This window comes from Psychrobacter fulvigenes (assembly GCF_904846155.1).
GTDB classification, from domain to species: Bacteria; Pseudomonadota; Gammaproteobacteria; order Pseudomonadales; family Moraxellaceae; genus Psychrobacter; species Psychrobacter fulvigenes.
This window is the reverse complement of record NZ_CAJGZP010000001.1, coordinates 2,952,906-2,977,684: the sequence shown is the minus strand read 5'-3', so window position 1 is coordinate 2,977,684 and position 24,779 is coordinate 2,952,906. Positions and strand designations below refer to the sequence as shown.

17 protein-coding genes and 1 tRNA gene are annotated in these 24,779 nt (G+C 44.4%); 17 read left to right on the top strand and 1 reads right to left on the bottom strand.

Annotated features, from left to right (window positions below):
• Positions 1-344: 344 nt before the first annotated feature.
• The 10 genes from JMX03_RS12570 to JMX03_RS12525 all read left to right on the top strand — a co-directional run bounded on the left by JMX03_RS12570 (position 345) and on the right by JMX03_RS12525 (position 14,076).
• Positions 345-420, top strand: a tRNA-Trp gene (locus JMX03_RS12570).
• A 53-nt stretch (positions 421-473) separates the two neighbouring features.
• On the top strand, positions 474-959 hold the full coding sequence (gene secE / locus JMX03_RS12565; RefSeq protein ID WP_201573651.1) for a preprotein translocase subunit SecE: 486 nt from the start codon (positions 474-476) through the stop codon (positions 957-959).
• 70 nt (positions 960-1,029) lie between these two features.
• On the top strand, positions 1,030-1,560 hold the full coding sequence (gene nusG, locus JMX03_RS12560; RefSeq protein ID WP_201573652.1) for a transcription termination/antitermination protein NusG: 531 nt from the start codon (positions 1,030-1,032) through the stop codon (positions 1,558-1,560).
• Between the two features lie 94 nt (positions 1,561-1,654).
• Positions 1,655-2,086 (top strand): 50S ribosomal protein L11, encoded by a 432-nt coding sequence (rplK, locus tag JMX03_RS12555; protein ID WP_201573653.1) that lies wholly within the window; start codon positions 1,655-1,657, stop codon positions 2,084-2,086.
• Positions 2,086-2,787 carry a 50S ribosomal protein L1 gene (gene rplA / locus JMX03_RS12550; RefSeq protein ID WP_201573654.1) on the top strand — a complete coding sequence of 234 codons (702 nt, stop codon included), beginning with the start codon at positions 2,086-2,088 and terminating at the stop codon, positions 2,785-2,787. The genes rplK and rplA overlap by 1 nt, the downstream gene beginning before the upstream one ends.
• 421 nt (positions 2,788-3,208) lie before the next feature.
• Positions 3,209-3,736 (top strand): 50S ribosomal protein L10, encoded by a 528-nt coding sequence (rplJ, locus tag JMX03_RS12545; RefSeq protein WP_201573655.1) that lies wholly within the window; start codon positions 3,209-3,211, stop codon positions 3,734-3,736.
• A 126-nt stretch (positions 3,737-3,862) separates the two neighbouring features.
• Positions 3,863-4,234: a 50S ribosomal protein L7/L12 gene (rplL, locus tag JMX03_RS12540; protein WP_201573656.1), complete on the top strand. Its 372-nt coding sequence runs from the start codon at positions 3,863-3,865 to the stop codon at positions 4,232-4,234.
• Positions 4,235-4,864: 630 nt separating this feature from the next.
• Positions 4,865-8,983, top strand: a complete 4,119-nt coding sequence (gene rpoB, locus JMX03_RS12535) for a DNA-directed RNA polymerase subunit beta (RefSeq protein WP_201597136.1) — start codon at positions 4,865-4,867, stop codon at positions 8,981-8,983.
• Between the two features lie 175 nt (positions 8,984-9,158).
• Entirely contained in the window at positions 9,159-13,376 is a 4,218-nt protein-coding gene (gene rpoC / locus JMX03_RS12530) for a DNA-directed RNA polymerase subunit beta' (protein WP_201597135.1), read from the top strand.
• 166 nt (positions 13,377-13,542) lie between these two features.
• Positions 13,543-14,076: a DUF6586 family protein gene (locus tag JMX03_RS12525; RefSeq protein WP_201597134.1), complete on the top strand. Its 534-nt coding sequence runs from the start codon at positions 13,543-13,545 to the stop codon at positions 14,074-14,076.
• 282 nt (positions 14,077-14,358) lie between these two features.
• Here the strand turns inward: JMX03_RS12525 and JMX03_RS12520 are convergent, their stop codons facing one another.
• Positions 14,359-17,001: a penicillin-binding protein 1A gene (locus JMX03_RS12520; RefSeq protein ID WP_201597133.1), complete on the bottom strand. Its 2,643-nt coding sequence runs from the start codon at positions 16,999-17,001 to the stop codon at positions 14,359-14,361.
• A gap of 192 nt (positions 17,002-17,193) precedes the next feature.
• Here JMX03_RS12520 and JMX03_RS12515 point away from each other — a divergent pair, with 192 nt between their 5' ends.
• The 7 genes from JMX03_RS12515 to aroB all read left to right on the top strand — a co-directional run bounded on the left by JMX03_RS12515 (position 17,194) and on the right by aroB (position 24,683).
• Positions 17,194-18,249: a pilus assembly protein PilM gene (locus JMX03_RS12515; RefSeq protein WP_201573666.1), complete on the top strand. Its 1,056-nt coding sequence runs from the start codon at positions 17,194-17,196 to the stop codon at positions 18,247-18,249.
• Positions 18,249-18,887: a PilN domain-containing protein gene (locus JMX03_RS12510; protein ID WP_201597132.1), complete on the top strand. Its 639-nt coding sequence runs from the start codon at positions 18,249-18,251 to the stop codon at positions 18,885-18,887. The genes JMX03_RS12515 and JMX03_RS12510 overlap by 1 nt, the downstream gene beginning before the upstream one ends.
• A complete protein-coding gene (gene pilO, locus JMX03_RS12505) occupies positions 18,884-19,588 on the top strand; it encodes a type IV pilus inner membrane component PilO (RefSeq protein ID WP_201573670.1) in 705 nt (234 codons plus the stop codon). The genes JMX03_RS12510 and pilO overlap by 4 nt, the downstream gene beginning before the upstream one ends.
• A gap of 1 nt (position 19,589) precedes the next feature.
• Positions 19,590-20,120, top strand: coding sequence for a pilus assembly protein PilP (locus JMX03_RS12500; RefSeq protein ID WP_201573672.1), 531 nt, complete (start codon positions 19,590-19,592; stop codon positions 20,118-20,120).
• Between the two features lie 27 nt (positions 20,121-20,147).
• Positions 20,148-22,538: a type IV pilus secretin PilQ gene (gene pilQ / locus JMX03_RS12495; protein ID WP_201597131.1), complete on the top strand. Its 2,391-nt coding sequence runs from the start codon at positions 20,148-20,150 to the stop codon at positions 22,536-22,538.
• A gap of 181 nt (positions 22,539-22,719) precedes the next feature.
• On the top strand, positions 22,720-23,310 hold the full coding sequence (gene aroK / locus JMX03_RS12490) for a shikimate kinase AroK (RefSeq protein WP_201597130.1): 591 nt from the start codon (positions 22,720-22,722) through the stop codon (positions 23,308-23,310).
• Between the two features lie 278 nt (positions 23,311-23,588).
• Positions 23,589-24,683 carry a 3-dehydroquinate synthase gene (gene aroB / locus JMX03_RS12485; RefSeq protein WP_201597128.1) on the top strand — a complete coding sequence of 365 codons (1,095 nt, stop codon included), beginning with the start codon at positions 23,589-23,591 and terminating at the stop codon, positions 24,681-24,683.
• The last annotated feature ends 96 nt before the right edge of the window (positions 24,684-24,779 follow it).

The window sequence follows — 24,779 nt, the reverse complement described above, 5'->3', positions numbered from 1 at the left end:
CGAAACAAAAGCCATCCTTGATTAAGGGTGGCTTTTTTTATGCAGGTGGGTAGGGGTAAATGATTGAAGATTTAAGGCTGTTTTTTACTGAAATAGACATGGGGTTCGTCAGTAAAGGAAGCAGGCGATAAAATCTCACTGGTTGCTATTGTAATTTTGAGTGTAGATTGTTATATTAGCGCTGCAGATTAGATACTGCATAGCGTTGATTTTTTATTTATTTTAGTGATACGACCTTGTGATACTTCTAATAAATAAAAAGCTGATGACTAAATAAGAAGTTTTTATCCTAAAAGCTTGCTTTCTATGCTAATTATTGTATAATGCTGTCCTTTAACACCCATAGGCGATTGGCTCAATTGGTAGAGCATCGGTCTCCAAAACCGAGGGTTGTAGGTTCGAGTCCTACATCGCCTGCCATCTTTTTATATCATATCTTTGTTGTACTCCACCCTCTCCGAAGCGAGTTCTCTATGAGCAATAATCAAGATAACCTCGAATCTAAGTTATCTGATGCCAAGGCGACGGCTAGTGGAATGCTGACTAAAAATAAGCGCAAAGACAACGGCCCAAATACAGCGGTCGAAGTTGCGAAGACTGGATCAGCAAAAGATATGATGTTGTGGCTACTGGCCATTGCAGCCTTGATAGGGGCGACTTTAGTTAATCAATATTTACCTGGCTATTGGCAGCTTGCCAATGATGTTTGGGTACGTATTGGTATTATTGTCGCCCTTGCTGTATTTGCGCTGGTTTGCCTAGCGCTGACCAATCAAGGTCGCGCCTTTAAAATATTATTAAGAGATGCGGCAGTTGAACTACGCCGTGTCACTTGGCCAGGTAAAGATGAGACCTTTCAATATACATGGCAAGTGATTGTCGTGATTGGTATTGTTGGGTTCTTTATTTGGTTGTTGGACAACTTTTTTAACTGGTTTGTGGGTTTGTTTATTGGTTAGTAGGTGCGTATTAGCGTCCTTTAACCCAAAGCCTTAGTTATGACTTACTTATAATGATCAGGAGCGTCAGATGCGTTGGTATATTGTCCAAGCGTTTTCAGGATATGAAAAACAAGTACAACGTTCACTAACTGATCGTATTAATCGTAGTGATTTTGCTGATTCATTTGGTGATGTATTAGTACCTACTGAAGAAGTCGTCGAAATGAAAGACGGCAAGAAGCGTAAGAGTGAGCGTAAGTTCTTTCCAGGATATGTATTGATCCAGATGGAAATGAACGACAATACTTGGCACATCGTCAAAGACTGTCCGCGCATAATGGGCTTTATTGGCGGTACACCTGAAGTACCTGCGCCCATCACGCAGGTAGAAGCTGATCGTATCTTAAATCGCCTAAATCAGACTGAAGCGACGCCGCGTCCGAAGACACTGTTCGAGCCAGGTGAAGAGCTATTGGTCATCGACGGTCCATTTACTGACTTTAAAGGGTTGGTAGAAAAAGTGGATTATGAAAAATCTAAATTACAGCTTACTGTAAACGTATTTAACAGGCCAACTCAGGTTGAGCTTGAGTTTAGCAAGGTTGAAAAACTAGACTAAACCGCTAAAAATTTCATCAACAGGGGAGCCGTTAATCAACACTGTATGAATATACAATCTTGATTTGGCGCTATCACCCATTTAGGAGAGTATCATGGCTAAGAAGATTGATGGTTACATCAAACTACAAGTGCCTGCAGGCAAAGCAAACCCTTCACCACCGATTGGTCCAGCATTGGGTCAAAAAGGCGTGAACATCATGGCGTTCTGTAAAGAATTTAACGCTGCAACTGCAAATCAAGAGCCAGGTTTGCCGATCCCTACTGAGATCACTGTCTATAGCGATAAGTCATTTACCTTCATCATGAAGTCACCACCAGCTGCGTTTTTGCTACGCAAAGCTGCTGGTATTGCTAAAGGTTCAGGCGAACCAAATACTGCTAAAGTCGGTAAAGTAGATCGCGCTCAACTTGAAGAGATCGTTAAGACTAAAGATGCAGACTTAACTGCAGCTGATCTTGATGCTGCTGTCCGTACCATTGCTGGTACCGCTCGTTCAATGGGTATTACCGTGGAGGGTGTATAATGTCTAAGCTAACCAAACGTCAAAAAGAAATTCAAAGCCGTATTGAGCACGAAAAACAGTACACGCTTGAAGAAGCAGTGCAAATCCTAAATGATTTGCCACCTCTAAAGTTCAAAGAGTCTATTGATATCGCGATAAACTTGGGCGTTGACCCACGTAAATCTGATCAAGTGGTTCGTGGCGCTACCAATCTACCTGCTGGTACTGGTAAAACCAAACGCGTTGCTGTATTTGCTCAAGGCGCTGCTGCTGAAGCTGCAAAAGAAGCTGGTGCAGACATCGTTGGTTTTGAAGATCTAGCAGAAGAGATCAAAGCTGGTAACATGGATTTTGACGTTGTCATCGCTGCACCAGACGCTATGCGTGTTGTTGGTCAGTTAGGTACTATTCTAGGCCCACGTGGTCTAATGCCTAACCCAAAAGTTGGTACAGTAACGCCTAACGTTGCTGAAGCCGTTACTAACGCAAAAGCTGGTCAAGCACAGTATCGTGTTGACAAAGCAGGTATTATCCATGCCACTATCGGTCAAGTTGGCTTTACTGCTGAGCAAGTAGCACAAAACGCTCAAGCACTAGTCGCAGATCTAAAGCGTGCGAAGCCTGCTACTTCTAAAGGTATTTATATCAAGAAGATGACATTATCTAGCACGATGGGCCCAGGTCTAACACTTGATCCTGTTCCATATCGCCTTGCTAAATAAAAAATCAGCTATTGATGGCTAATAAGTGCAACTTGTTTAAATATTTTAAATAAAAGCACAAACGAATTTTAAAGAATTAGGTCAGCGTAGCAACCGCTATGCTGTCTAAGACCGTAGGTAGAAAGCAGTTTAATAAGATTGTTTACAACTTCTCGGAGTTGTTTTTAATAGTATTAAGCTGGTTTTGTTAATCGATGACAGATGAAAATCTTAATTGTCCTACGCAGACGGTGACCCACCCATTTTGATATGAGTTGATAGGAGCGGTATTCATACCAACCTATTTCTCAACGTCATTCTGATAACGGTGCCGTAATCAGTCGTTATTGATAGGTTCTATGTTTGTAGGATTTATAGATAACGTGTCGTATCAAGTCAATCTTAGCTTTATCGAGATTGATTAGATTAAAGGAGTCAACTTATGGCATTAACGCTAGAACAAAAACAACAAGTTGTGGCTGAAGTGTCTGAAGTTGCTGCTAATGCTTACTCAGCAGTAGCTGCCGATTATCACGGTATTGGTGTTGCAAAGCTTACTCAGCTGCGCGAACAAGCCCGTGAAAAAGGCGTCGTTTTGAAAGTGGTAAAAAACACCCTAGCAAAACGCGCTTTTGAAGGCACTAGTTTTGAGTGCATGTCAGACAGTATGACTGGTCCATTACTTTTGGCTTTCTCTATGGAAGATTTGGGATCTGCTGCTCGAGTCATTTTTGACTTTAGTAAAGATAACAAAGCCCTTGAGACCAAATTGGTATCAGTCGGTGGTGAATTATTTGGCCCTGAAGAATTAGAGCGTGTAGCGAAGCTTCCAACTCGCGACGAAGCAATCTCTATCTTGATGGCTACTATGAATGCACCAGTGACCAAGCTTGTCCAGACTATGAACGCAGTTCCTGGCAAGTTCGTTCGCACTGTAGCAGCAGTCAAAGACGCAAAAGAAGCTGCTTAATTGCTTGTTTTAACGTAACTTTAACATCGCAGTCTGTATTTTATTGTCAACACTATTTGAAAATTTGGCAAGCAGTCAAAGCGATATTAAAATCAATCAAATATTATCAGATAACGGAGAGTTCTCATGGCACTATCTAAAGAAGATGTGTTAAACGCAATCGCTGAAATGTCAGTAATGGATATCGTTGAGCTAATCAGCGACATGGAAGAAAAATTCGGCGTAACAGCTGCTGTTGCTGCTGCTGCACCTGCTGCCGCTGCTGCTGGTCCTGCTGCTGAAGAAAAAGATGAGTTTGACGTTGTTCTTGCCAGCTTTGGCGAGAAGAAAGTTGCAGTCATTAAAGCAGTACGTGAAGCGACTGGCCTTGGTCTAAAAGAAGCGAAAGACTTGGTTGAAAGCGCTCCAGCTCCAATCAAAGAAGCCGCTCCTAAAGCAGAAGCTGAAGAGTTGAAGAAGAAGCTTGAAGAAGCTGGTGCAACTGTTGAACTAAAATAAGTTTAACGCTGTGCTAAAAAAGCTGGTAATGCCTTGCATTACCAGCTTTTTTTTATTATAATTGTCAGCTTGACCTTTTGTGTCTGCCAACATACGTATGCATCAACGGTGGATACCCATCAAAAGGACACACTATATACATGCACGCAAACACGCCAGTTTTTGAAATCAGTTAATTTAGGCTAAACGTCCTGAGATGTTTGGCATTTTTTTGTGTCTGTATACTTCCTATTAGCAATAACGTTTTATTTAACCTGATTTGTTTGGATCTTAATTATTTTAGCATAGCTCTACTGTCAGTTCGTAAGCTTATCGACGGTAGATATCAGTGACGACATTACTTATATAAAATTGCAAAAACTTAATATTACGGTTATTAAATCCGTATGTTATTGAAATATAGAGTAATAGCTGTCATATAGTGGTATTTAGATATTAGTGTAAAGTCAATGTTGTGTGTTACGTATGCACAGTTTATTAAATTATTAAGCAGTCATTAACTGAGCATCACCGTTTCTTTTATTATCGTTTTCGTCGCCAAGTTTGCACAATGTTTATACAGATGGTATTGATTTGATGCACGCTGGTTACGCTTTCAATTTGTTTTCACGTCTACTGTAAGGACTCTCGATGGCATATTCTTATACTGAAAAAAAGCGTATTCGCAAAAGTTTTGCTGAATTGCCCACTGTGATGGACATTCCCTATTTACTGTCTATCCAAGTAGATTCTTACGAGCAATTTTTGCAAGAGCACAAAAAGCCAAAAGCTCGTGAGAATACTGGTTTGCAAGCTGCGTATTCCTCTATTTTCCCAATTGAGAGTCACTCTGGTAATGCTGAGTTGCAGTTCGTTGAATATTACTTAGGTACGCCTGAGTTTGATGAGCGTGAATGTATTTTACGTGGATCAACCTTTGCTGCACCGATGCGTGTCAAAATTCGCTTAATTATCAAAGATAAAGACAGCAAAGATAAAGACAGTAAAGCGGCGATCAAAGACATTCGTGAGCAAAGCGTCTATATGGGCGAGATGCCACTGATGACCGATAACGGTACCTTTATTATTAACGGTACTGAGCGCGTAATCGTATCACAACTACATCGCTCACCTGGTGTGTTCTTTGACCATGATAAAGGCAAGTCACATTCAAGCGGCAAAGTACTTTATAACGCTCGTATTATCCCATACCGTGGTTCATGGCTTGATTTTGAATTCGATGCCAAAGACTTGGTTTTTGCGCGTATTGACCGTCGTCGTAAGCTATTGGCGTCTATCATCCTACGTGCGTTGGGTCTGACCACTGCCGAAATCTTAGAGACTTTCTTTGATAAAGTTGCGGTTTACAAGGGTGAAGAGCAGTTCGAGATTGATTTAGTACCCGATCGTTTGCGCGGTGAAATGGCACAGTTCGATATCGTATCACCTGAAGGTGATGTACTGGTTGAGCAGGGCAAACGTATTAATGCCCGCCGTATCCGTCAGATCGAAGAAGCGGGTATGACGCGTATCGCTGTACCTGATGAATACTTATATGAGCGTATCTTAGCAGAAGATATCATCGTCAATGACGAAGTTATCGCTCATGCTAATACGCCTATTGATCATGAGCTATTGGTCAAGTTGAGCGCGTTTGAGGCCAGCGAGTCTATCAAAGAGTTCAGCATACTGTTTACCAACGATATCGACCAAGGTAGTTATATCGCTGATACGCTACGTGCTGATAGCACTTCAAGCCGTGAAGAAGCCTTGATCGAAATCTATAAAGTGATGCGCCCAGGTGAGCCACCAACGGTTGAGACCGCTGAGAAGCTGTTTGAAAGCATGTTCTTTAATCCAGATCGTTATGACCTATCAAACGTCGGCCGTATGAAATTCAACCGCCGTTTAGGGCTTGATTTTGATAATACAGACGATCCTGATATCCAGCGTGAGCGCAGTGTCTTAAACAACGACGATATCGTCAATGTATTAAAAGAGCTGATCGAGATCCGTAACGGTCGCGGCGAAGTTGATGATATTGACCATTTAGGTAACCGCCGTATTCGTTCAGTAGGCGAGATGGCAGAGAACCAGTTCCGCGTCGGCTTAGTGCGTGTTGAGCGTGCGGTTAAAGAGCGTTTAAGCTCAGCTGAGTCTGATAACTTGTCACCGCAGGATTTGATTAACTCAAAACCTGTCGCTGCGGCGGTCAAAGAATTCTTTGGTTCAAGCCAATTGTCACAGTTTATGGATCAGAACAACCCATTATCTGAAGTGACGCATAAGCGCCGTGTATCAGCATTAGGACCAGGTGGTCTGACCCGTGAGCGTGCAGGCTTTGAAGTACGTGACGTCCATGACACCCATTATGGTCGCGTCTGTCCAATTGAGACCCCTGAAGGTCCAAACATTGGCTTGATCAACTCCTTAGCCACCTTTGCAAAAACCAACAGCTTTGGTTTCTTAGAAACCCCTTATCGCCGTGTGGTTGATGGTAAAGTGACTGACCATATTGAATATCTCTCAGCGATTGAAGAGGTCGGTACTGTGATTGCACAGGCTGACTCGCCAATGACTGAAGATGGCGCGCTCAGTGACGAGATGGTCAGTGTGCGTAGCTATGGTGAGTTTGTACGTATGCCGCCAGAAAAAGTGACGCATATGGATGTGTCGCCAAGTCAGGTTGTCTCGGTAGCTGCAGGTCTTATTCCGTTCCTAGAGCATGATGATGCTAACCGTGCCTTGATGGGCTCGAACATGCAGCGTCAGGCTGTTCCAACACTGCGTGCTGATAAGCCGTTAGTGGGTACAGGTATGGAGCGTCACGTTGCACGTGATTCTGGTGTTTGTGTGATTGCTAAACGTGGCGGTGTGATTGAAGACGTTGATGCGTCGCGTATCGTAGTACGTGTCAATGAAGATGAGATGACTGCTGGTGAAGCAGGTATTGATATCTATAACTTGATCAAATACACACGCTCAAACCAAAACACTTGTATCAACCAGCGTATTATCGTCAACCAAGGCGATGAGATAGCCCCAGGTGATATCTTGGCTGACGGTCCTTCAACGGATCTAGGTGAGCTAGCACTAGGTCAGAATATCCGTATCGCCTTTATGCCGTGGAATGGTTACAACTTCGAAGACTCAATCTTGCTCTCTGAAAAAGTCGTAAAAGAAGATCGTTTCACGACCATTCATATTCAAGAACTGACGTGTGTCGCACGTGATACCAAGTTAGGTACGGAAGAGATTACTGCTGATATTCCAAACGTGGGTGAAGCAGCATTATCAAGCCTTGATGAGGCGGGTATTGTCTATATCGGTGCAGAAGTTGACGCAGGCGATATCTTAGTGGGTAAAGTCACGCCAAAAGGTGAGACCCAGCTTACGCCAGAAGAAAAACTGCTACGTGCCATCTTTGGTGAAAAAGCGGCTGATGTGAAAGACACGTCACTGCGTGTGCCAACATCAAGTAAAGGTACGGTCATTGACGTCCAAGTCTTTACTCGTGATGGTGTCGAAAAAGACGCCCGTGCGCGCGCCATTGAAAAGTCACAGCTTGATAGCTACCGTAAAGATTTAAAAGAAGAGCTACGTATCTTTGAAGAAGCGGCACGTGGTCGTATCAGCACTTTGCTTGATGGCCAAAAAATCAGCGGTGGTTCAGGTCTAAAAGCTGGTACGTTCATGAAAGCTGCTGATATGAAAGACATGAGTCTTGAGACTTTGCTTGATATTCAGCCAGTTGAAGAAGAAATCTCTGAGCGTTTGACGCAAATCGCAGAGTACTTGGTCGATAAGCAAAAAGACATCGACACCAAGTTCGCTGAGAAAAAACGTAAATTGACGGCAGGCGATGACTTACAACATGGCGTCCAAAAAATCGTTAAGGTTTACTTAGCGGTTAAGCGCCGTATTCAGCCTGGTGATAAGATGGCTGGTCGTCATGGTAACAAAGGTGTGGTATCACGTATCATGCCAGTTGAAGACATGCCTTACGATGAGCATGGCAATACCGTTGACATCGTCCTAAACCCGCTTGGTGTCCCGTCGCGTATGAACATCGGTCAGGTACTCGAGACGCATTTAGGGATGGCAGCAAAAGGCTTGGGAGAGAAGATTGACGGTATGCTCAAAGCGCAAGCTGCAATCAAAGATTTGCGTGATTTCTTAGACCAAATCTATAACAAAGTTGGTGGTGAACAAGTTGATCTTGATAGCCTGTCTGACGACGATATCATGGCGCTTGCGGGTAACTTACGTGAAGGCGTTCCGATGGGTACGGCAGTATTCGACGGTGCACATGAGCATCAAGTGAAAGATTTGCTTGAGCTAGCTGGCTTAGACAGAGATGGTCAGCAAACATTGTATGATGGTCGTACGGGTCAGAAGTTTGATCGTAAAGTGACGGTTGGTTATATGTACATGCTCAAGCTTAACCACTTGGTTGATGACAAGATGCATGCACGTTCAACAGGTTCTTACTCACTGGTTACTCAGCAGCCACTAGGTGGTAAAGCTCAGTTCGGTGGTCAGCGCTTTGGTGAGATGGAAGTGTGGGCATTAGAAGCTTACGGTGCCGCTTATACCTTGCAAGAGATGCTAACCGTGAAGTCGGATGATGTTGAAGGCCGTACGCGTATGTATAAGAACATCGTTGATGGTGAGCAGTACATGGATCCAGGTATGCCTGAATCGTTTAACGTACTAACCAAAGAAATCAAATCACTAGGTCTTAATATTGAGTTAAAAGAAACCCACTAAGCTTAAAAATTAATGTTTTAAACTTAGGCGTCACACTAAAGGCAGCACGCCTCATTGCTGCTGTTTTTAGTCATTTATCTCAACCCTATTCATTGCCTTCATTCATCTTGCTATATGACGTTACCTAACGTGGTATAACGCGGCCAGATGATTATAAAGATAACGGAGAAGCAACTTGAAAGATTTACTCGATATCATGCAAAGCCCTACCGCTAGCGGTAACCGTGAATTTGATAGTATCCAAATTACACTGGCTTCACCAGACGTGATTAAATCATGGTCACATGGTGAAGTTAAAAAGCCTGAAACTATTAACTATCGTACGTTTAAGCCTGAGCGTGACGGTCTGTTTTGTGCCAAAATCTTTGGCCCAGTAAAAGACTTCGAATGTCTGTGTGGTAAGTATAAGCGCCGTAAGTTCCAAGGCGTCATCTGTGAAAAATGTGGTGTTGAAGTCACCACTGCCAAAGTGCGTCGTGATCGCATGGGTCATATTGACCTAGCCAGCCCTGTTGCCCATATTTGGTTCTTAAAATCATTACCAAGCCGTATTGGTTTATTGCTAGATATGACGCTACGTGACATTGAGCGTGTGTTATATTTTGAAAGCTATATCGTCACTGAGCCTGGTTTAACTAGCTTAGAGCGCTATCAGTTGCTTGATGATGAAGATTACTTTCGTGCGCTTGAAGAATTTGGTGATGAGTTCGTTGCCAAGATGGGCGCTGAAGCCGTTCAAGATCTACTAAAAGACATCGATCTAGATCTTGAGATTGATGAATTGCGTGAAGCGATTCCGCAAACAGGCTCTGAGACTAAGCTTAAAAAGATGTCTAAGCGTCTTAAGCTATTAGAAGCGTTCCGTGACTCGCATAACAAGCCTGAATGGATGGTGATGAACATCTTACCAGTCCTACCACCAGACTTGCGCCCACTAGTACCACTAGAAGGTGGACGTTTTGCGACTTCAGATCTAAACGATCTCTATCGCCGCGTCATCAACCGTAACAACCGTCTCAAGCGTTTGCTTGAGCTTAGCGCCCCTGACATCATCGTACGTAACGAAAAGCGTATGCTACAAGAGTCAGTAGATGCTTTGCTAGACAACGGTCGTCGCGGTCGTGCTATCACTGGTAGTAATAAACGTCCACTTAAATCTTTGGCAGATATGATCAAAGGTAAGCAAGGTCGTTTCCGTCAAAACTTACTTGGTAAGCGTGTTGACTACTCTGGTCGTTCGGTCATCGTAGTGGGTCCAACGCTACGCTTGCATCAGTGTGGTCTGCCAAAGAAAATGGCGCTAGAGCTATTCAAGCCATTTACTTATAACAAACTACTATCACATGGTTTGGCAACGACGATCAAAGCCGCCAAAAAGATGGTTGAGCGTGAAGAGCCACAAGTGTGGGATATGCTAGCCATGGTTATTCGTGAGCATCCAGTGCTCCTCAACCGTGCACCAACACTGCACAGATTGGGTCTACAAGCGTTTGAGCCAGTATTAATTGAAGGTAAAGCGATTCAGTTGCATCCATTGGTTTGTACCGCGTTTAACGCTGACTTTGATGGTGACCAAATGGCGGTACACGTGCCATTAACCTTGGAAGCCCAGCTTGAATCACGTGCGCTAATGATGTCTACCAACAACATCTTGTCACCTGCGAACGGTGATCCAATCATCGTACCATCACAAGACGTTGTATTGGGCTTGTACTACATCAGCCGCTCATCGGTGAATGCAAAAGGTGAGGGCATGGTGTTTGCTTCAGTCAATGAAGCATTGCGTGCTATTGGTTCGAATGATTTGCATGTAAACGCCAGAATTAAAGTACGTGTGACCGAGACTCATATCGATGAAGAAGGCAATCGCACCAAAGAAACCAACCTAAAAGATACGGTTGCTGGGCGTTTGCTGATATGGAATATTATGCCAAAAGGCATGGTATTTGATGAGTGTAATCAGGAGATGACGAAGAAAAACATCTCAAAGCTGATTAACTCGTGCTACCGTAAAATGGGTGTCAAAGACAGTGTTATGTTTGCTGACCAATTGATGTATCTTGGTTTTGCTCAAGCAACATTATCTGGTGTGTCTATTGGTATTGATGACATGGTCATTCCGCCAAGCAAAGTACAGATCATCGAAACCGCAGAAGGTGAAGTACGCGAAATTGAAGATCAGTTTGAGCAAGGTTTTGTGACTGCTGGTGAGCGTTATAACAAAGTTGTCGATATTTGGTCACGTACCAATGACAAAGTCGCTAAAGCGATGATGGATAACTTGGCCACTGACAAAATCATGAATGCTGAAGGTGTTGAGGAAGAGCAGAAGTCCTTTAACTCTATCTTCATCATGTCAGATTCTGGTGCTCGTGGTAGTGCGGCACAGATTCGTCAGCTTGCTGGTATGCGTGGTTTGATGGCAAAGCCGGATGGCTCGATCATTGAGACGCCGATTAAAGCCAACTTCCGTGAAGGTTTGACGGTACTGCAGTACTTTATCTCTACTCACGGTGCACGTAAAGGTCTAGCAGATACGGCATTGAAAACCGCTAACTCTGGTTACCTGACTCGTCGCTTGGTTGACGTGGCACAAGATTTGGTTATTACTACCGAAGACTGTGGTACTGAGCAAGGCTTGCTCATGACACCGCATATTCAAGGTGGCGAGATCATCGAAAGGCTTGGTGAGCTAGTGCTTGGCCGTGTCACTGCTCGTGATGTGACTTATAATGATGATGATTCAAAAGTATTGGTGCCAGCAGGTACCTTGATCGATGAGCATTGGGTCGAGATTCTTGATGACAATGCAATCGATGATATTTGGGTACGCTCAGTCATTACTTGTGATGTTGCACATGGTGTTTGTTCACAGTGCTATGGCCGTGACCTTGCTCGTGGTCATAAAGTCAATATCGGTGAATCAGTCGGTGTTATGGCTGCTCAGTCTATCGGTGAGCCAGGCACACAGCTTACGATGCGTACTTTCCACGTGGGCGGGGCGGCAAGCTCAGCGTCTGTGGACAACAGCATCTCTGTACGTAATGCCGGTCAAGCGCGTTTTGAGAACATGAAGACTGTTGAGCACATCGATGGCCATTTAGTTATTGTATCGCGCTCAGCAGAAATTGCGTTAACGGATGAGCTAGGCCGTGAGCGTGAGCGCTATAAAGTTCCTTATGGTTCAAGCGTATTGGTTAAGAACGAAGAGCAGGTCGAAGGTGGTCAAACCATCGCAAAATGGGATCCGCACACGCATCCAATTATCACAGAATTTGCGGGTACAGCACGCTTCAGTGATATCATTGATGGCTCGACAGCGACAGTTAAAGTGGACGACGCCACTGGTATGAGCTCGTTTGAAATTCTAGCGACACGTGATCGTTCAAGCTCAGCTAAAGATTTACGTCCAGCGATTATCTTGAATACTGACGAAGGCAAAGAAGTAGTTTACTTCTTACCAGCCGAAACCATCATTCGTGTTAGCGATGGCGAAAAAGTAGCGGCAGGTTCGATCCTAGGTCGTGTACCACAAGCAACGTCAGGTACCAAAGATATTACCGGTGGTCTACCGCGTGTTGCTGACTTGTTTGAAGCCCGTCGTCCGAAAGATCATGCCATCATGGCAGAGATGACTGGTGTCGTTAGCTTCGGTAAAGAGACTAAAGGCAAAAACCGCTTTATCATTACCAATGAAGATGGCGAAGTGCATGAAGAGCTGATCCCGAAATGGCGTCAGATCAACGTCTTTGAAAACGAGACAGTAGCACGCGGTGAGATTATTGCTGACGGTCCACAAAACCCGCACGATATCTTACGCTTGAAAGGTGAGACTGCGCTTGCTGACTATATCGTAAACGAAGTACAGGACGTTTACCGCTTGCAAGGGGTAAAAATCAACGATAAGCACATCGAAGTTATCATTCGTCAGATGCTGCGTAAAGTTGAAGTCACTGATGCTGGCGACTCTAGTCACTTTAAAGGTGATCAGATCGAATATGCTGATTTGAAAGCCGAAAACGACAAGCTAGTTGCAGAAGATAAGTTCCCAGTACAGTATGAGCGTCAATTACTAGGTATCACTAAAGCCAGTCTGGCCACTGAAAGCTTCATCTCAGCGGCTTCCTTCCAGGAAACGACGCGTGTACTAACGGCGGCGGCTGTTACTGGTAAGCGTGATGAGCTACGTGGTCTTAAAGAAAACGTGGTTGTTGGTCGCTTGATCCCTGCTGGTACGGGTCTTGCTTATCATAAAGCTCGTAAAGATATGTCTGAGCAAAAGCTGCAAGACAAAGACATCAATGCTGCTTTTGATATGACTGCTAGTACCGATAGCAAAGACTTCGCCAGTTTTGATGAAGCCTTTGCGCAAGAGCTTAGTCAAGACAGCTAGTCTTCAGCACGTTCTATAACGTTTTAGTATTGATATAAAAAGCCAGCCTTGTTGCTGGCTTTTTTGTGCGCGTAAAAAATAAAAACTCACCCTTATACTGTAAAAAAAATAGTAAACTGAGCAAGCCGATTTACAATCGTCTTTAATTTAATATGAGGATAAGCACATGGCTGGTAAAAGTCGCGTTGCCAAATACCAAGCAGATAGAACCAATCAAAAGCTATATTTTCGCCGTCTCGCCTGTCAAGCAGCTGGGAGTAGCAATGATAAGCAGTTGTATCAAGCACATTGTGAAACGGCTATCTTTCATTTATACGGATCTTTTTTGGCCTTTATGCAAGAGCTTGCGCAGTTCTATAGCTTGTATATGACTGTGCCAACGTTAGAGAGTATCGAGCAAGAACTCAGCGCACGTACCCAAGCATCGCCAGAAATACAGCGTTTGCAACAGTTGCAGCAACAAGGGTTTTTGGCCAATATTGTGCGTGCTTATCAGCGCTGCTTATACGCAGTTATAAAAGATCGGCCAATCAGTGAAGAGGTTGGTATGAACGATACTGGCAAAGAGCCAAGAGACTTGATCGTTAATGTGGTCACGCTGTCAAATCAATGGCTGCCTGATGAGGCAACCATACGTGAATGGCGTCAGCAGCTGTTAGAGCTGATTGAGCAACTGCGTGCTGGCATGGTAGAGTTTTAAAAACCAATGAGGGAATAATGAAAATCTATGCAATGAGTATGTGGTTGATAGGCAGTGATTAGTAAATATAGTCGGAGCACTTTTAAACCGCTACGGTGTTACCCGCCCTAGATGTACTTAGTGTATTATCTGCGGTCGGTCGCCTTGTAGCGATTTTAAAATTCCTTGACTATACTGATTAAATCGTTATATACATCAAAAAAAGCTTACTCAGATCAATGAGTAAGCTTTTTAATTTGGACAGCATTAGACAGACAGTATTTGATGGCAGAAAAACCTGCCTTACTCTGGCATCACGGGCATACGCTCTACTGGCGTCACTGTCAGTGGGTTTTGAGGAGCGCTATCATTAGCAGTGTTACGATTATTACTACGTTGGTTATTACCACTTTCTTCAACAGTTGGTTCAGGCTCAGGTTGCTTGCGCTGCTGGGTTTTTGGCTGGGCTGGTTTGGCAGTGTCTGTGTCTGTGTCTATATTTTCTTCATCAGACGATATAACACCGTCATCAGTCATTTCTAATATACGCTGCTTTTGTTTCTTTGACTTTGAGCGATTATTGAGTGACACCCACTGATAAGGTGTGTCTTTTAGATCCGCTCTCATGAAGTCAATCCATACTGGCAAAGCTGCGACCCCGCCATACTCGCGGCGCCCTAGTGTCGATGGCTGATCAAAGCCCATCCAAACGACCGTCGCGTTGGTTGGATGAAACCCTGCAAACCATGCGTCTTTTGCTTCGTTGGTTGTACCTGTTTTACCGCCGATATCGCTACGGCCTAGAGCTTTGGCTCTTGTTGCTGTACCGCGCTGTACCACATCGCGCAAGATATCGGCCATCTCATATGCTACTCGTGGTGTCAAAATACGCGGCGCTTGGGTGGCTGTTGAGTATTGTACTAAAGGTGCTTTTAAACGATCTGATTCTGGACTGGCGTCGTAAACCGTTAAATTGATTGCTGTGTCATCTTGTACCTCGCCATCTTCTGAGCCTTGCTCTTCAGTGGTGAGTTCTGATTGTTCGTTAGCAGCCTCTTCTGCCACTTTTTGATCTTCAATGAGCTGTTGATTAAGATCTTTTATTTGTTCGTTAAAGCAAAGCGCACACGCCTGTTGTGGATTGGCTTGGAACAATAACTCATTTTCGTGATTATATATTTGTTGTATAAAGTAAGGCTGTACGCGGTGGCCGCCATTGGCAAAAGTTGCATACGCAGTCGCCATTTGTAGAGGCGTTGCTTGCCCAGTACCAAGCGCTAGCGACAGGGTAGTTGGTAGCTTTTCTTTATCAAGTCCAAACTGATCTAGCAAATCGCGAGCGTCAGAGATGCCAATAGCTTGTAATAAGCGAATAGAGACTAGGTTACGTGAGAGGTATAGCCCGCGGCGGAGAGTAATATCTCCCAAAAAGCGTCCATCCGAGTTTTTTGGTTTCCAGTCACCCACCTGAATAGGTTGATCTGAAATGATACTGTCTGGGCGATAGCCTTTTTCTAGAGAAGCGGTATAAACCAGTGGTTTAATGATTGATCCTGGTTGGCGCCAGCCTTGTAATGCACGGTTAAACTTACTGTGATTAAAGTCAAAGCCGCCGACAAGTGCTTTTACAGCCCCTGTATCAGGATTTAAGGAGACTAGGCTGCCTTGAACCTCAGGTATTTGTGCCAGCTTCCAACCACCGCTGCTAGTTGGTATTAAGCGAATGATATCGTTTTTGCTGACCACTTGGCTTGCGTTACTCGGATAGTAACCGATACGATCGGCGGAGATATACTTGCGTGCCCAACTCATCCCTGACCAGTTAACGGTAACGTCCTCACCGGATGGCATGGTGGCTTCAAAGCTGCGCGAATTAACTTTGGTGACTTTGGCTGGATACATCCCACCATAGCGTCGAAAGTTCTCTAGCGGCTCATCATTTGCTTCTGCGCCGCGCCAGCCATGACGATGATCATATGCAACCAATCCTTTTAGTACGGCCGATTCAGCGGCTTGTTGTGCTTCGCTATCAACAGTAAGGCGCACCCGCCAACCACCATTAACGACTTGTTCACCATAGCGGTTAACCAGTGCATAACGAGTCATTTCTGCCAAATAAGGCATGTTTACATCAAGCTTTTCTTGATAGAGCTTGAGTCCGATAGGAGCGTCAATCGCTTCATCGTATTGCGCTTGGCTGATATAGCCAAGCTCATGCATACGGCCAATAATCCAGTTACGGCGCGTGAGTGCGCGCTCTGGGTTGGCAACGGGATTATACTTCGAAGGTGCTTTGGGTAGGCCTGCAAGCATGGCTACCTCAGCAATGGTGAGGTTTTCTAAAGATTTGCTATAGTATTTTTTGGCAGCGGCACGAATACCGTATGCGCCTTCACCCAGATATATTTTGTTGACATATAATGTCAATATTTCGTTTTTACTGAGTTCGTCTTCCATTTTACGGGCGACGAAAAGCTCAGTCAGCTTACGGTTTAACGTACGCTCAGAGCTCAAAAAGTAGTTTTTGGCGACCTGCATGGTAATAGTAGAGCCGCCTGTTTGCGTATCATCATCAGTGACTGCTTCCGTGACAGCGCGCCCAAGACCTTTGAGACTAATGCCCGTATGCTGAAAAAATGAGGAGTCTTCTGCTGCTAAGAAGGCATTGGTTAAATCTGTAGGGATTTCATCAAAGGTAACCGGTAGAGACAACCGATTACCATACTGACCTATCAGCTTGTCATCACTGCTATAGATCTGCAAAGGCATCTCGAGACTGGCAGTTTTTATTTCTTGAATACTGGGCAAAGTCGGTGCTAAATACATAGCCATACCGTAAAAGCCGATTGGCACAGTTAATGCAAGGATAACTGCAAGTGCTAGGCAAGCAATAACCAGTCCCACCAAGAAGTGTAAGAGACGAGCAGTAGCATTTTTTTGGGTCATAGTCAGACTTATCGATTAAAATTCGCAGCAAATAATATATTATACATCGAACAAAACAGGCAGGTCATACTAAAAGTGTAATTTACCGCATAAGTCTCTATAAACACTTGAATCTGTCATTTAAGTAACGTATTGTATTCAATTATTACAAAAACATATCAGAATGTACAATTTATATAAGGTAAAGCGCTTGTGAGGCTACTTTCTTCTAAAGGGCGACATTTGGTTGGGGTGGATATATCTGCTACCTCAGTAAAACTGGTCGACATACAACGTCAACAGGGCAGATTCCATCTGAAATGTTATGGCATTGAAGGATTGTCGCCAGGTGCGGTTGTCGATAAGCTGATTGTCGATACTGAAGAAGTCGGTGCTGCTATCGCCCGCTTAGCAACACGCTGTCAGGTGGCAGGTGGTGATGCAGCGACGGGAGTCTCAGGATCCTCGGTTATTACCAAAATCATTGATATGGATATGAAACTAAGCGATGTGGAAAGAGAAGCTCAAATTCGCTTGGATGCAGATCAATATATTCCTTATCCCTTAGATGAGGTCAATCTAGATTTTGAAGTCCTCGGTCCTTCTTTACTCGATGATAATCTGGTACAGGTTTTGCTGGCAGCATCGCGCTCAGAAAACGTCGATCAGCGTGTTGATGCACTAATTTTTGGCGGTTTAAAAGCGAAGATAGTAGATATCGAATCACACGCTATTGAGCGTGCGTTTGAACTCATGGTAGACAGTTTGCCCAATATGCCTGAGTTGGTTGCTATCGTTGATATTGGTCATCATCAGACGACTTTATATATCGCGAAAGATGGTGAGTTTGTCTATAGCCGTGAGCAATTATTTGGTGGATTACAGCTGACACAAGCCATTCAAGACCGCTATGGTTTATCGTTTGAAGAGGCGACAATCAATAAGCGTGAGCGCGTGCTACCAGATGACTATTATACAGAAATCTTAACGCCCTTTATGGAAAGCACCATTCAGCAAATTACTCGCTCGTTGCAGTTTTATTTTTCTTCGAGTCAGTACAATAGTATCGATCAAGTGGTGCTGGCGGGCGGCAGTAGCTCTATTCCAGGTCTACCTGGAATGGTGCAGCAGAAGCTGGGCGTACCAGTGACTGTCGCAAATCCGTTTATCAACATGACCATAGATCCCAGCATAGACAATGAGCAACTGGCAATTGATGCCGCAAGTTTAATGGCCGCTTGTGGCCTTGCGTTAAGGAGCTTTGACTAATGGCTCGTATTAACCTACTGCCTTGGCGGCAAGAAGAGCGCGAACGCCGTAATAAAGAGTTTATTACCTTGGTGGCTGCCGTGACCTTGCTGGCACTATTGACAGCGTTCGCAACATGGAGCTATTTCAATAATGAGCTTGATGAGCAGCGTGATGCAAATGCGCTTATCACTCAAGAAAACACTCGCCTAGACACTGCGCTTGTTGAGATTGATAGCTTAGAGCAACGCCGCGATGATATTGTTTCACGCATGCAAGTCATTCAAGATCTACAAGGTCGACGTCCAGTTCCAGTACATTTATGGGATGATCTGGCAAAAGCCATGCCCGCTGCGCTTTATTTAAATAATCTAAAGCGTGAAGATAATACGCTTATCTTAACGGGCCTGGCAGATAATCCCAATGTGGTTTCAAGCTTGATACGAAACTTAGATGCCAGCAAGTGGATGGGTAATTCTGCAGTACGCAATATTCAACAAAATATCAGTGCTTACCAACCCGCGCCTGCACTCAATACTGGTAAACAGTCACGTCCAACATACCCTGAAGACAGCTACGTGCAGTTTGTTATCACCACACAGGTTCAGTCACAGACTGCTAATACTGATGATGGCGCTAAGACTGGAGGTGAACTGTGAAGCTTACTCGCAAAAAAAGCCTAATCAAGGCCAAAAAAACCGCCAAACAAAGCAATAAAAAGCAATTTGATTTTAATGATTTTCGACGTAGCTTTGAATCTTTAGATACTGAAAACTACGGCAGCTGGCCAATACCAGTCAAAGTGACGATATTTGGTTTCATTATTGCTTTTATTGCAGCCTTATCTTGGGCGCTACCTATCAGTAGCAAGATAGATGAGATCAAAGCTGCAGAAAACGAACAGCAAGTTTTACTTGAAAGCTACCGTAAAAAAGAGTCGCGTGCCCGTCATTTAGAAGCCTATAAAATACAGGTCGCTCAGATGGATGTTGAGTTCAATACCTTGCTTGATCAATTGCCAAAAGATACTCGGGTATCAGAACTGGTAGAAGGCATCAACATGACAGGTGTTGGCAGTAATATTCGTTTTCAAGACATATCAGTTGAAGCTGAGATTGAAAATGAGTTTTTCATTGAGCAGCCAATTCGTATTGCCGCTATAGGTGAGTATCATCAGTTCGGTAGCTTTATTAGTGGGCTTGCAGCCTTACCACGTATTATTACCATGCACGATTTTGAGGTCAGTAATCCGAAACCGACTTTAGATACGTTACCAGAGTTGAACTTAGTGCTACAGACCAAAACTTATCGTTCAAAAGAAATCGCTGAAACTGATGCGGCTACAGAAGGAGGTAATTGATATGAGTGCTAAAGTACCAGCCCTTCTGACACTCGCCATCGCAGCTTTAACGCTGACTGGATGCTCTGATCGCATTGGCATGGCAGAACAGGCGATGAATGAAATTCGTAACTCACCCTCGCAGCCGATTGAGCCACCACCAAAAGCTGAACTAGTAGATGACTTTGTCTATAGCGCAAGTATGCTACGCAGTCCGTTTTTACCACCAAGCCTTGTGAGTGTGCAAGGCTCAGACACTCCTTTGGATGGTGTGCGCCCTGATATTACTCGTACCAAAGAGCCGCTTGAGCAATATGAGCTATCACAGCTAACGTTTCGCGGTATGTTGATATCTCCTGAAGGGCAGCAGTATGCTCTCATCCAGCGCCCAGATGGCTCAGTGGCAAGTGTCAAAGTAGGTGACTATATGGGATTAAACGACGGCCGTATTGTTGAGATTACGCCGACCCAAATTAATTTGATTGAAATTGTGCCAGACAGCCGCGCAGGGTTTACTGAAAGACCTCAGTCGTTGGTCTCTCCTATAAACTAAATTGGCAGATTTTTTGAGGAATAAGTAATGACAGTACGCAATAACAAGGTAATGACGATGAGTAACCGTGTTTCCTCTACTTTCGCCATATCTGCCTCGCGCTTTGCTATACCTGCATTGGCAGTCAGTATGGTCGGCATCAGTAGTACAGCCTATGCTGACCAGCGTATCGATAACATCTCTGTGGTACAAACCGCGCCTGCCGTCACTCAGATGCGCTTAGGTTTTAATGGTGCTCCAGTATTGCCGGCTGCTTATCAGCTTGATGACCCAAGCCGTTTGGTTCTAGATTTCGAGCAAGTGCAAAATGGTCTGGCTAGCCGATTTAACGACTACAATATTGGTATGGTTAACGAAGTGACGACTTTGAGTAATGACAGTACCACACGTCTGATTGTTGGGCTAAAACAAAGCGGTAACTATACCACCGCTGTTGATGGCAATGATCTGCTACTCACCATCACGGATCCTAACCGGCCAGTGGTGATGACCAGTCCAGCTGTCACGCAAGTACCAGTTGCTGCAAGAGCAAACATGAGGACAGCTGATAATACAGCATTGACCACGACTGCCATCGTCACGCCTATCGTTGAGACCAGTAGTGCAGGTGTCACACCGATTGTTACGAATTCGGGTGCCGTACAGGTAAAAGCGCCTACTGATACCATGGTTGTACGTGTTAATCCTTTATTAGATCCTAGGCTTGCCGCTTCGCAAGTGAGTAAGCAGTACAGCTATGATGGTTTGAGCGCATTAAACTTCTCAGCAGGTGACAATGGCGGCGGCAATATTAGTATTGCATTAGTCAATGAAGCCATTCCTATTGATGTACAACGCCAAGGCAATAAGCTGGTTGTGCGTATGACGGGTAGTACCATACCTCGCAACCTATTGCGCCGCCTTAACGTCAATAGTGGTCTGGTCGAGAGCATCGATACCAAAAACCAAGGTCAAAATGGGGTTATCACCATCAATATGACGGGTGATTATGAGTATCAAGCCTACCAGTCTGGCAATCAGCTTAACGTGAGTATCGACAAACCTGAGCTATTACGTGAGCCGACCCTTGAAGAGAAAGTCTATAGTGGTGAAGCGCTGTCTATGGAGTTTCAAGATGTTGAAATTCGCAGCGTTCTGGATATCTTAGCGCAGTTTACTGAAATGAATATTGTGGCTAGTGATTCGGTGGCTGGTAATATTACCTTGCGTCTTATCAATGTGCCTTGGGATCAAGCGCTCGATATCATCTTAAAGAGTAAAAACCTAGGTAAACGTGAAAATGGCAATGTCATTTTGATTGCGCCTTCGGTTGAACTTGCCCAACAAGAAGCGCAGGAGCTAGAAGCTCAGCAAGCCGTTGAAGCCTTTGCGCCACTACGTACGGAATACATTCGTCTTAGCTATGCCAAAGCCTCAGATGTGTTTAACCTTATCTCTCAAGGTAGTGGCTCATCAGGTGGCAATCGCGGCGTAGATGATAATAGTAGCTTATTGTCCAACCGTGGTACGGTCACGATTGATGAGCGTACCAATACGCTTATTATTAAAGATGTGGCTGATAGTATTGAAAACATTCATAGACTGATCAGCAAAATCGATATTCCTGTGCGCCAAGTCATGATTGAAGCGCGGATTGTTAGCGCGACGGACAGCTTTAGTAAAGAGATTGGGGTGCGCTGGGGTATCTTATCAAACGGTGCGGCCAATAATCGTAACCTATTAGTGGGTGGTAGTAATCAGACGCTATGGGATCTAAAAGACTTCGATGTAGAAACAACGACAGTCAATGGCCAGACGGTATCCTATCCATCATACGACATCAGCCGTCCTGATAATCTAAACGTCGACTTAGGAGTGTCTAATCCAGCGGGCAGTATTGCTTTTGGTTTGCTCAGCATGTCAGATGTGATGCTTGATCTTGAGTTATCAGCACTGCAAGCAGATAACCGTGGTGAGGTCATCTCCACTCCCAAAGTGTTGACAGCGGATAAACAAACGGCCAAAGTTTCTTCTGGTACGCAGATTCCTTATCAGGAAGCGGCAGCCAGTGGTGCGACGTCTACCAGCTTTAAAGAAGCGGCATTGAGTTTGGAAGCTACGCCAAATATTACTCCAGATGGTAAAATTGGTCTGCAGCTATTGATTACCAACGGCACACCAACCATCATTAATAATCAGGTAGCTATTGCGGAAGACTCTATCTCTACTAACGTCATTGTAGAAGATGGTCAAACAATCGTACTTGGCGGTGTGTTTAAAAACCGTACATCTAATGGGGTAGATAAGGTACCTTTCTTAGGAGACTTACCTTATATCGGTCGTGCGTTCCGTAGAGATGTACGTAGTAATGCCAAAGAAGAGCTACTCATTTTTGTCACACCAAAGCTGATTAACGATGGTGTCAGTCGCTTAGATTAATAGGCCGTCTAATGACATTGATAGCAAAAAAGCAAGCCTATATCTTTAGGCTTGCTTTTTTTATAGGTGGATTTTGTCCATTACAACAGATTGACTGGATTTTATCCATAATAATCGGCGCTCATTACTAGCCAGAATATCGATGACGTTGTATGATAGTTGATTTATCTGAGTGAGTACTATGTTGGAGGAATTGCCATCGGTATTTTTAGTCGGGCCGATGGGAGCGGGAAAAACGACCATTGGCCGATTGCTTGCTAAGCAGTTAGGGCGTGAGTTTGTGGACAGCGACTGGTATGTCGAGTCGCAAACGGGTGCTGACATTGCTTGGATATTTGCCAAAGAAGGTGAGGCGGGGTTTCGTGCGCGTGAGACACGAGCAATCGACGAGCTGACTCAGCGTAAGCAAATCGTCCTTGCAACTGGCGGCGGTGCCGTCATGAGCGCTGACAATCGGAGGTTTTTGCACCAGCGCGGTATTGTGGTGTATCTGAATGCGCCTGTAGATGTACAAATGGCGCGTACGGCAAAAGATAAGTCACGACCACTATTGCAGCAGCCAAATCCTAGGCAAATCTTGCAGAATCTATACAGTACTCGCGATCCTTTATATCGAGAAGTTGCGCATATTATAATGCCGACTGGGCACACTTATCCACGTCATATGGTGAGTCAGCTACTGCGTCATCTTGAGTCATTTTGGGCACTTAAAAGCACCAAGCCTAGCAGTGCGACAAGTGAGTGTATAGAGTCAGCTACCAAGCCAAGTTAAAGGGTGCGTATAGTGAGTCCTAAATAAAAAGAGTACAGTTTTTACGGCGTGCTACTGGGATGAATTTTCTTTGCTTGCTGTGCGACTTCGTCACTCCAGAGGCTGCATAAAATTCATCCCAGTAACACTGTATTTATTTTATAGTGGATCGACTATATAGCACAGCAGTCACTAAAAAACTTTTAAGTTTAGATAAGATTTTCTGATGAACGGCTTTCTTTTTTTAGAAAAAGTCTCTTTTGAGTGATACAGCAGAGATTACAACATAGGAATGCTTTATGGCAACGTCACTGTTTAATGAGGGCTTAACGGTTCATACTCAAAGCCATGATTACCCAATAGTTATTACCGACCAGTGTGATATGGCAGAGCAGGTTGCGCCTTATATTAGTGGTCAGCAAGTATTGATTATCACCAATGAGACGGTTGCGCCCCTATATTTGCAGCAGCTGCAAGAGCAGTTAGCAAAGTCCTATACTGTTGCAGTCTGCAGTTTGCCAGATGGGGAGCAATACAAAAACCAAGCCAGCATCAATCAGATCTATGATGCTCTAATGGCACAACACTTTAATCGCGACGTGACTTTGATTGCGCTTGGTGGTGGGGTGGTTGGTGATATGGCTGGTTTTGCGGCTGCAAGCTTTATGCGTGGGGTGAGTTTTATCCAAATCCCAACGACGCTACTGTCACAGGTTGATTCAAGCGTTGGTGGCAAAACAGGTATCAATCACAGCCAAGGAAAAAATATGATTGGCGCTTTTTGGCAGCCACAAATGGTACTGGCTGACATGAGTACGCTGCAAACCTTACCTGCACGCGAACTATCGGCAGGGCTGGCTGAGGTGATTAAATATGCTCTAATCATGGATATCGAGTTTTTAGAGTGGCTTGAAGTAAATCTACCTGCCATGTTGGCGCTGGATTTGGCAATACTTGGTGAGGCAGTGAAGCGCTGCTGTGAATATAAAGCTGACCTCGTCGCTCAGGATGAGAGAGAAGCTGGAGTACGCGCGTTATTAAACTTCGGTCATACCTTTGGGCATGTGATTGAAACGCATGAAGGGTATGGTAACTGGTTGCATGGTGAGGCCGTTGCTGCTGGCATGGTACAAGCCGCTGAGCTGTCGCAAAAAATGGGCTGGCTTAGTCTTGATGATGTGGCTCGTATTAAGCGCGTATTGACACTGGCCAACTTGCCCGTTAATCCACCAGCGATCGCCACCGATGTTGCTCTAAATCTTATGGGTCATGACAAAAAAGTGAAAAGCGGACAGATTCGTCTGATTTTGTTAAAATCATTAGGACAAGCTGTATTAACAGATGATTTTGATACGCAATTACTGACAGAGGTATTGTCACAACAGGCAGGCTAAAGTATCGCTTGGTTAAACTGAGAGTGACTGAGTAGCGAGTCATTAAGTATAGCCGGAGCACTTTTAAACCGCTACGGTGTTACCCGCCCTAGATGT

Excerpts from the sequence above, each read along its gene's own strand:
- secE (WP_201573651.1), top strand. The coding sequence starts at position 474 with ATGAGCAATAATCAAGATAACCTCGAATCTAAGTTATCTGATGCCAAG.
- nusG (WP_201573652.1), top strand. The coding sequence starts at position 1,030 with ATGCGTTGGTATATTGTCCAAGCGTTTTCAGGATATGAAAAACAAGTA.
- rplK (WP_201573653.1), top strand. The coding sequence starts at position 1,655 with ATGGCTAAGAAGATTGATGGTTACATCAAACTACAAGTGCCTGCAGGC.
- rplA (WP_201573654.1), top strand. The coding sequence starts at position 2,086 with ATGTCTAAGCTAACCAAACGTCAAAAAGAAATTCAAAGCCGTATTGAG.
- rplJ (WP_201573655.1), top strand. The coding sequence starts at position 3,209 with ATGGCATTAACGCTAGAACAAAAACAACAAGTTGTGGCTGAAGTGTCT.
- rplL (WP_201573656.1), top strand. The coding sequence starts at position 3,863 with ATGGCACTATCTAAAGAAGATGTGTTAAACGCAATCGCTGAAATGTCA.
- rpoB (WP_201597136.1), top strand. The coding sequence starts at position 4,865 with ATGGCATATTCTTATACTGAAAAAAAGCGTATTCGCAAAAGTTTTGCT.
- JMX03_RS12525 (WP_201597134.1), top strand. The coding sequence starts at position 13,543 with ATGGCTGGTAAAAGTCGCGTTGCCAAATACCAAGCAGATAGAACCAAT.
- JMX03_RS12520 (WP_201597133.1), bottom strand. The coding sequence starts at position 17,001 with ATGACCCAAAAAAATGCTACTGCTCGTCTCTTACACTTCTTGGTGGGA.
- JMX03_RS12510 (WP_201597132.1), top strand. The coding sequence starts at position 18,249 with ATGGCTCGTATTAACCTACTGCCTTGGCGGCAAGAAGAGCGCGAACGC.
- JMX03_RS12500 (WP_201573672.1), top strand. The coding sequence starts at position 19,590 with ATGAGTGCTAAAGTACCAGCCCTTCTGACACTCGCCATCGCAGCTTTA.
- pilQ (WP_201597131.1), top strand. The coding sequence starts at position 20,148 with ATGACAGTACGCAATAACAAGGTAATGACGATGAGTAACCGTGTTTCC.
- aroK (WP_201597130.1), top strand. The coding sequence starts at position 22,720 with ATGTTGGAGGAATTGCCATCGGTATTTTTAGTCGGGCCGATGGGAGCG.
- aroB (WP_201597128.1), top strand. The coding sequence starts at position 23,589 with ATGGCAACGTCACTGTTTAATGAGGGCTTAACGGTTCATACTCAAAGC.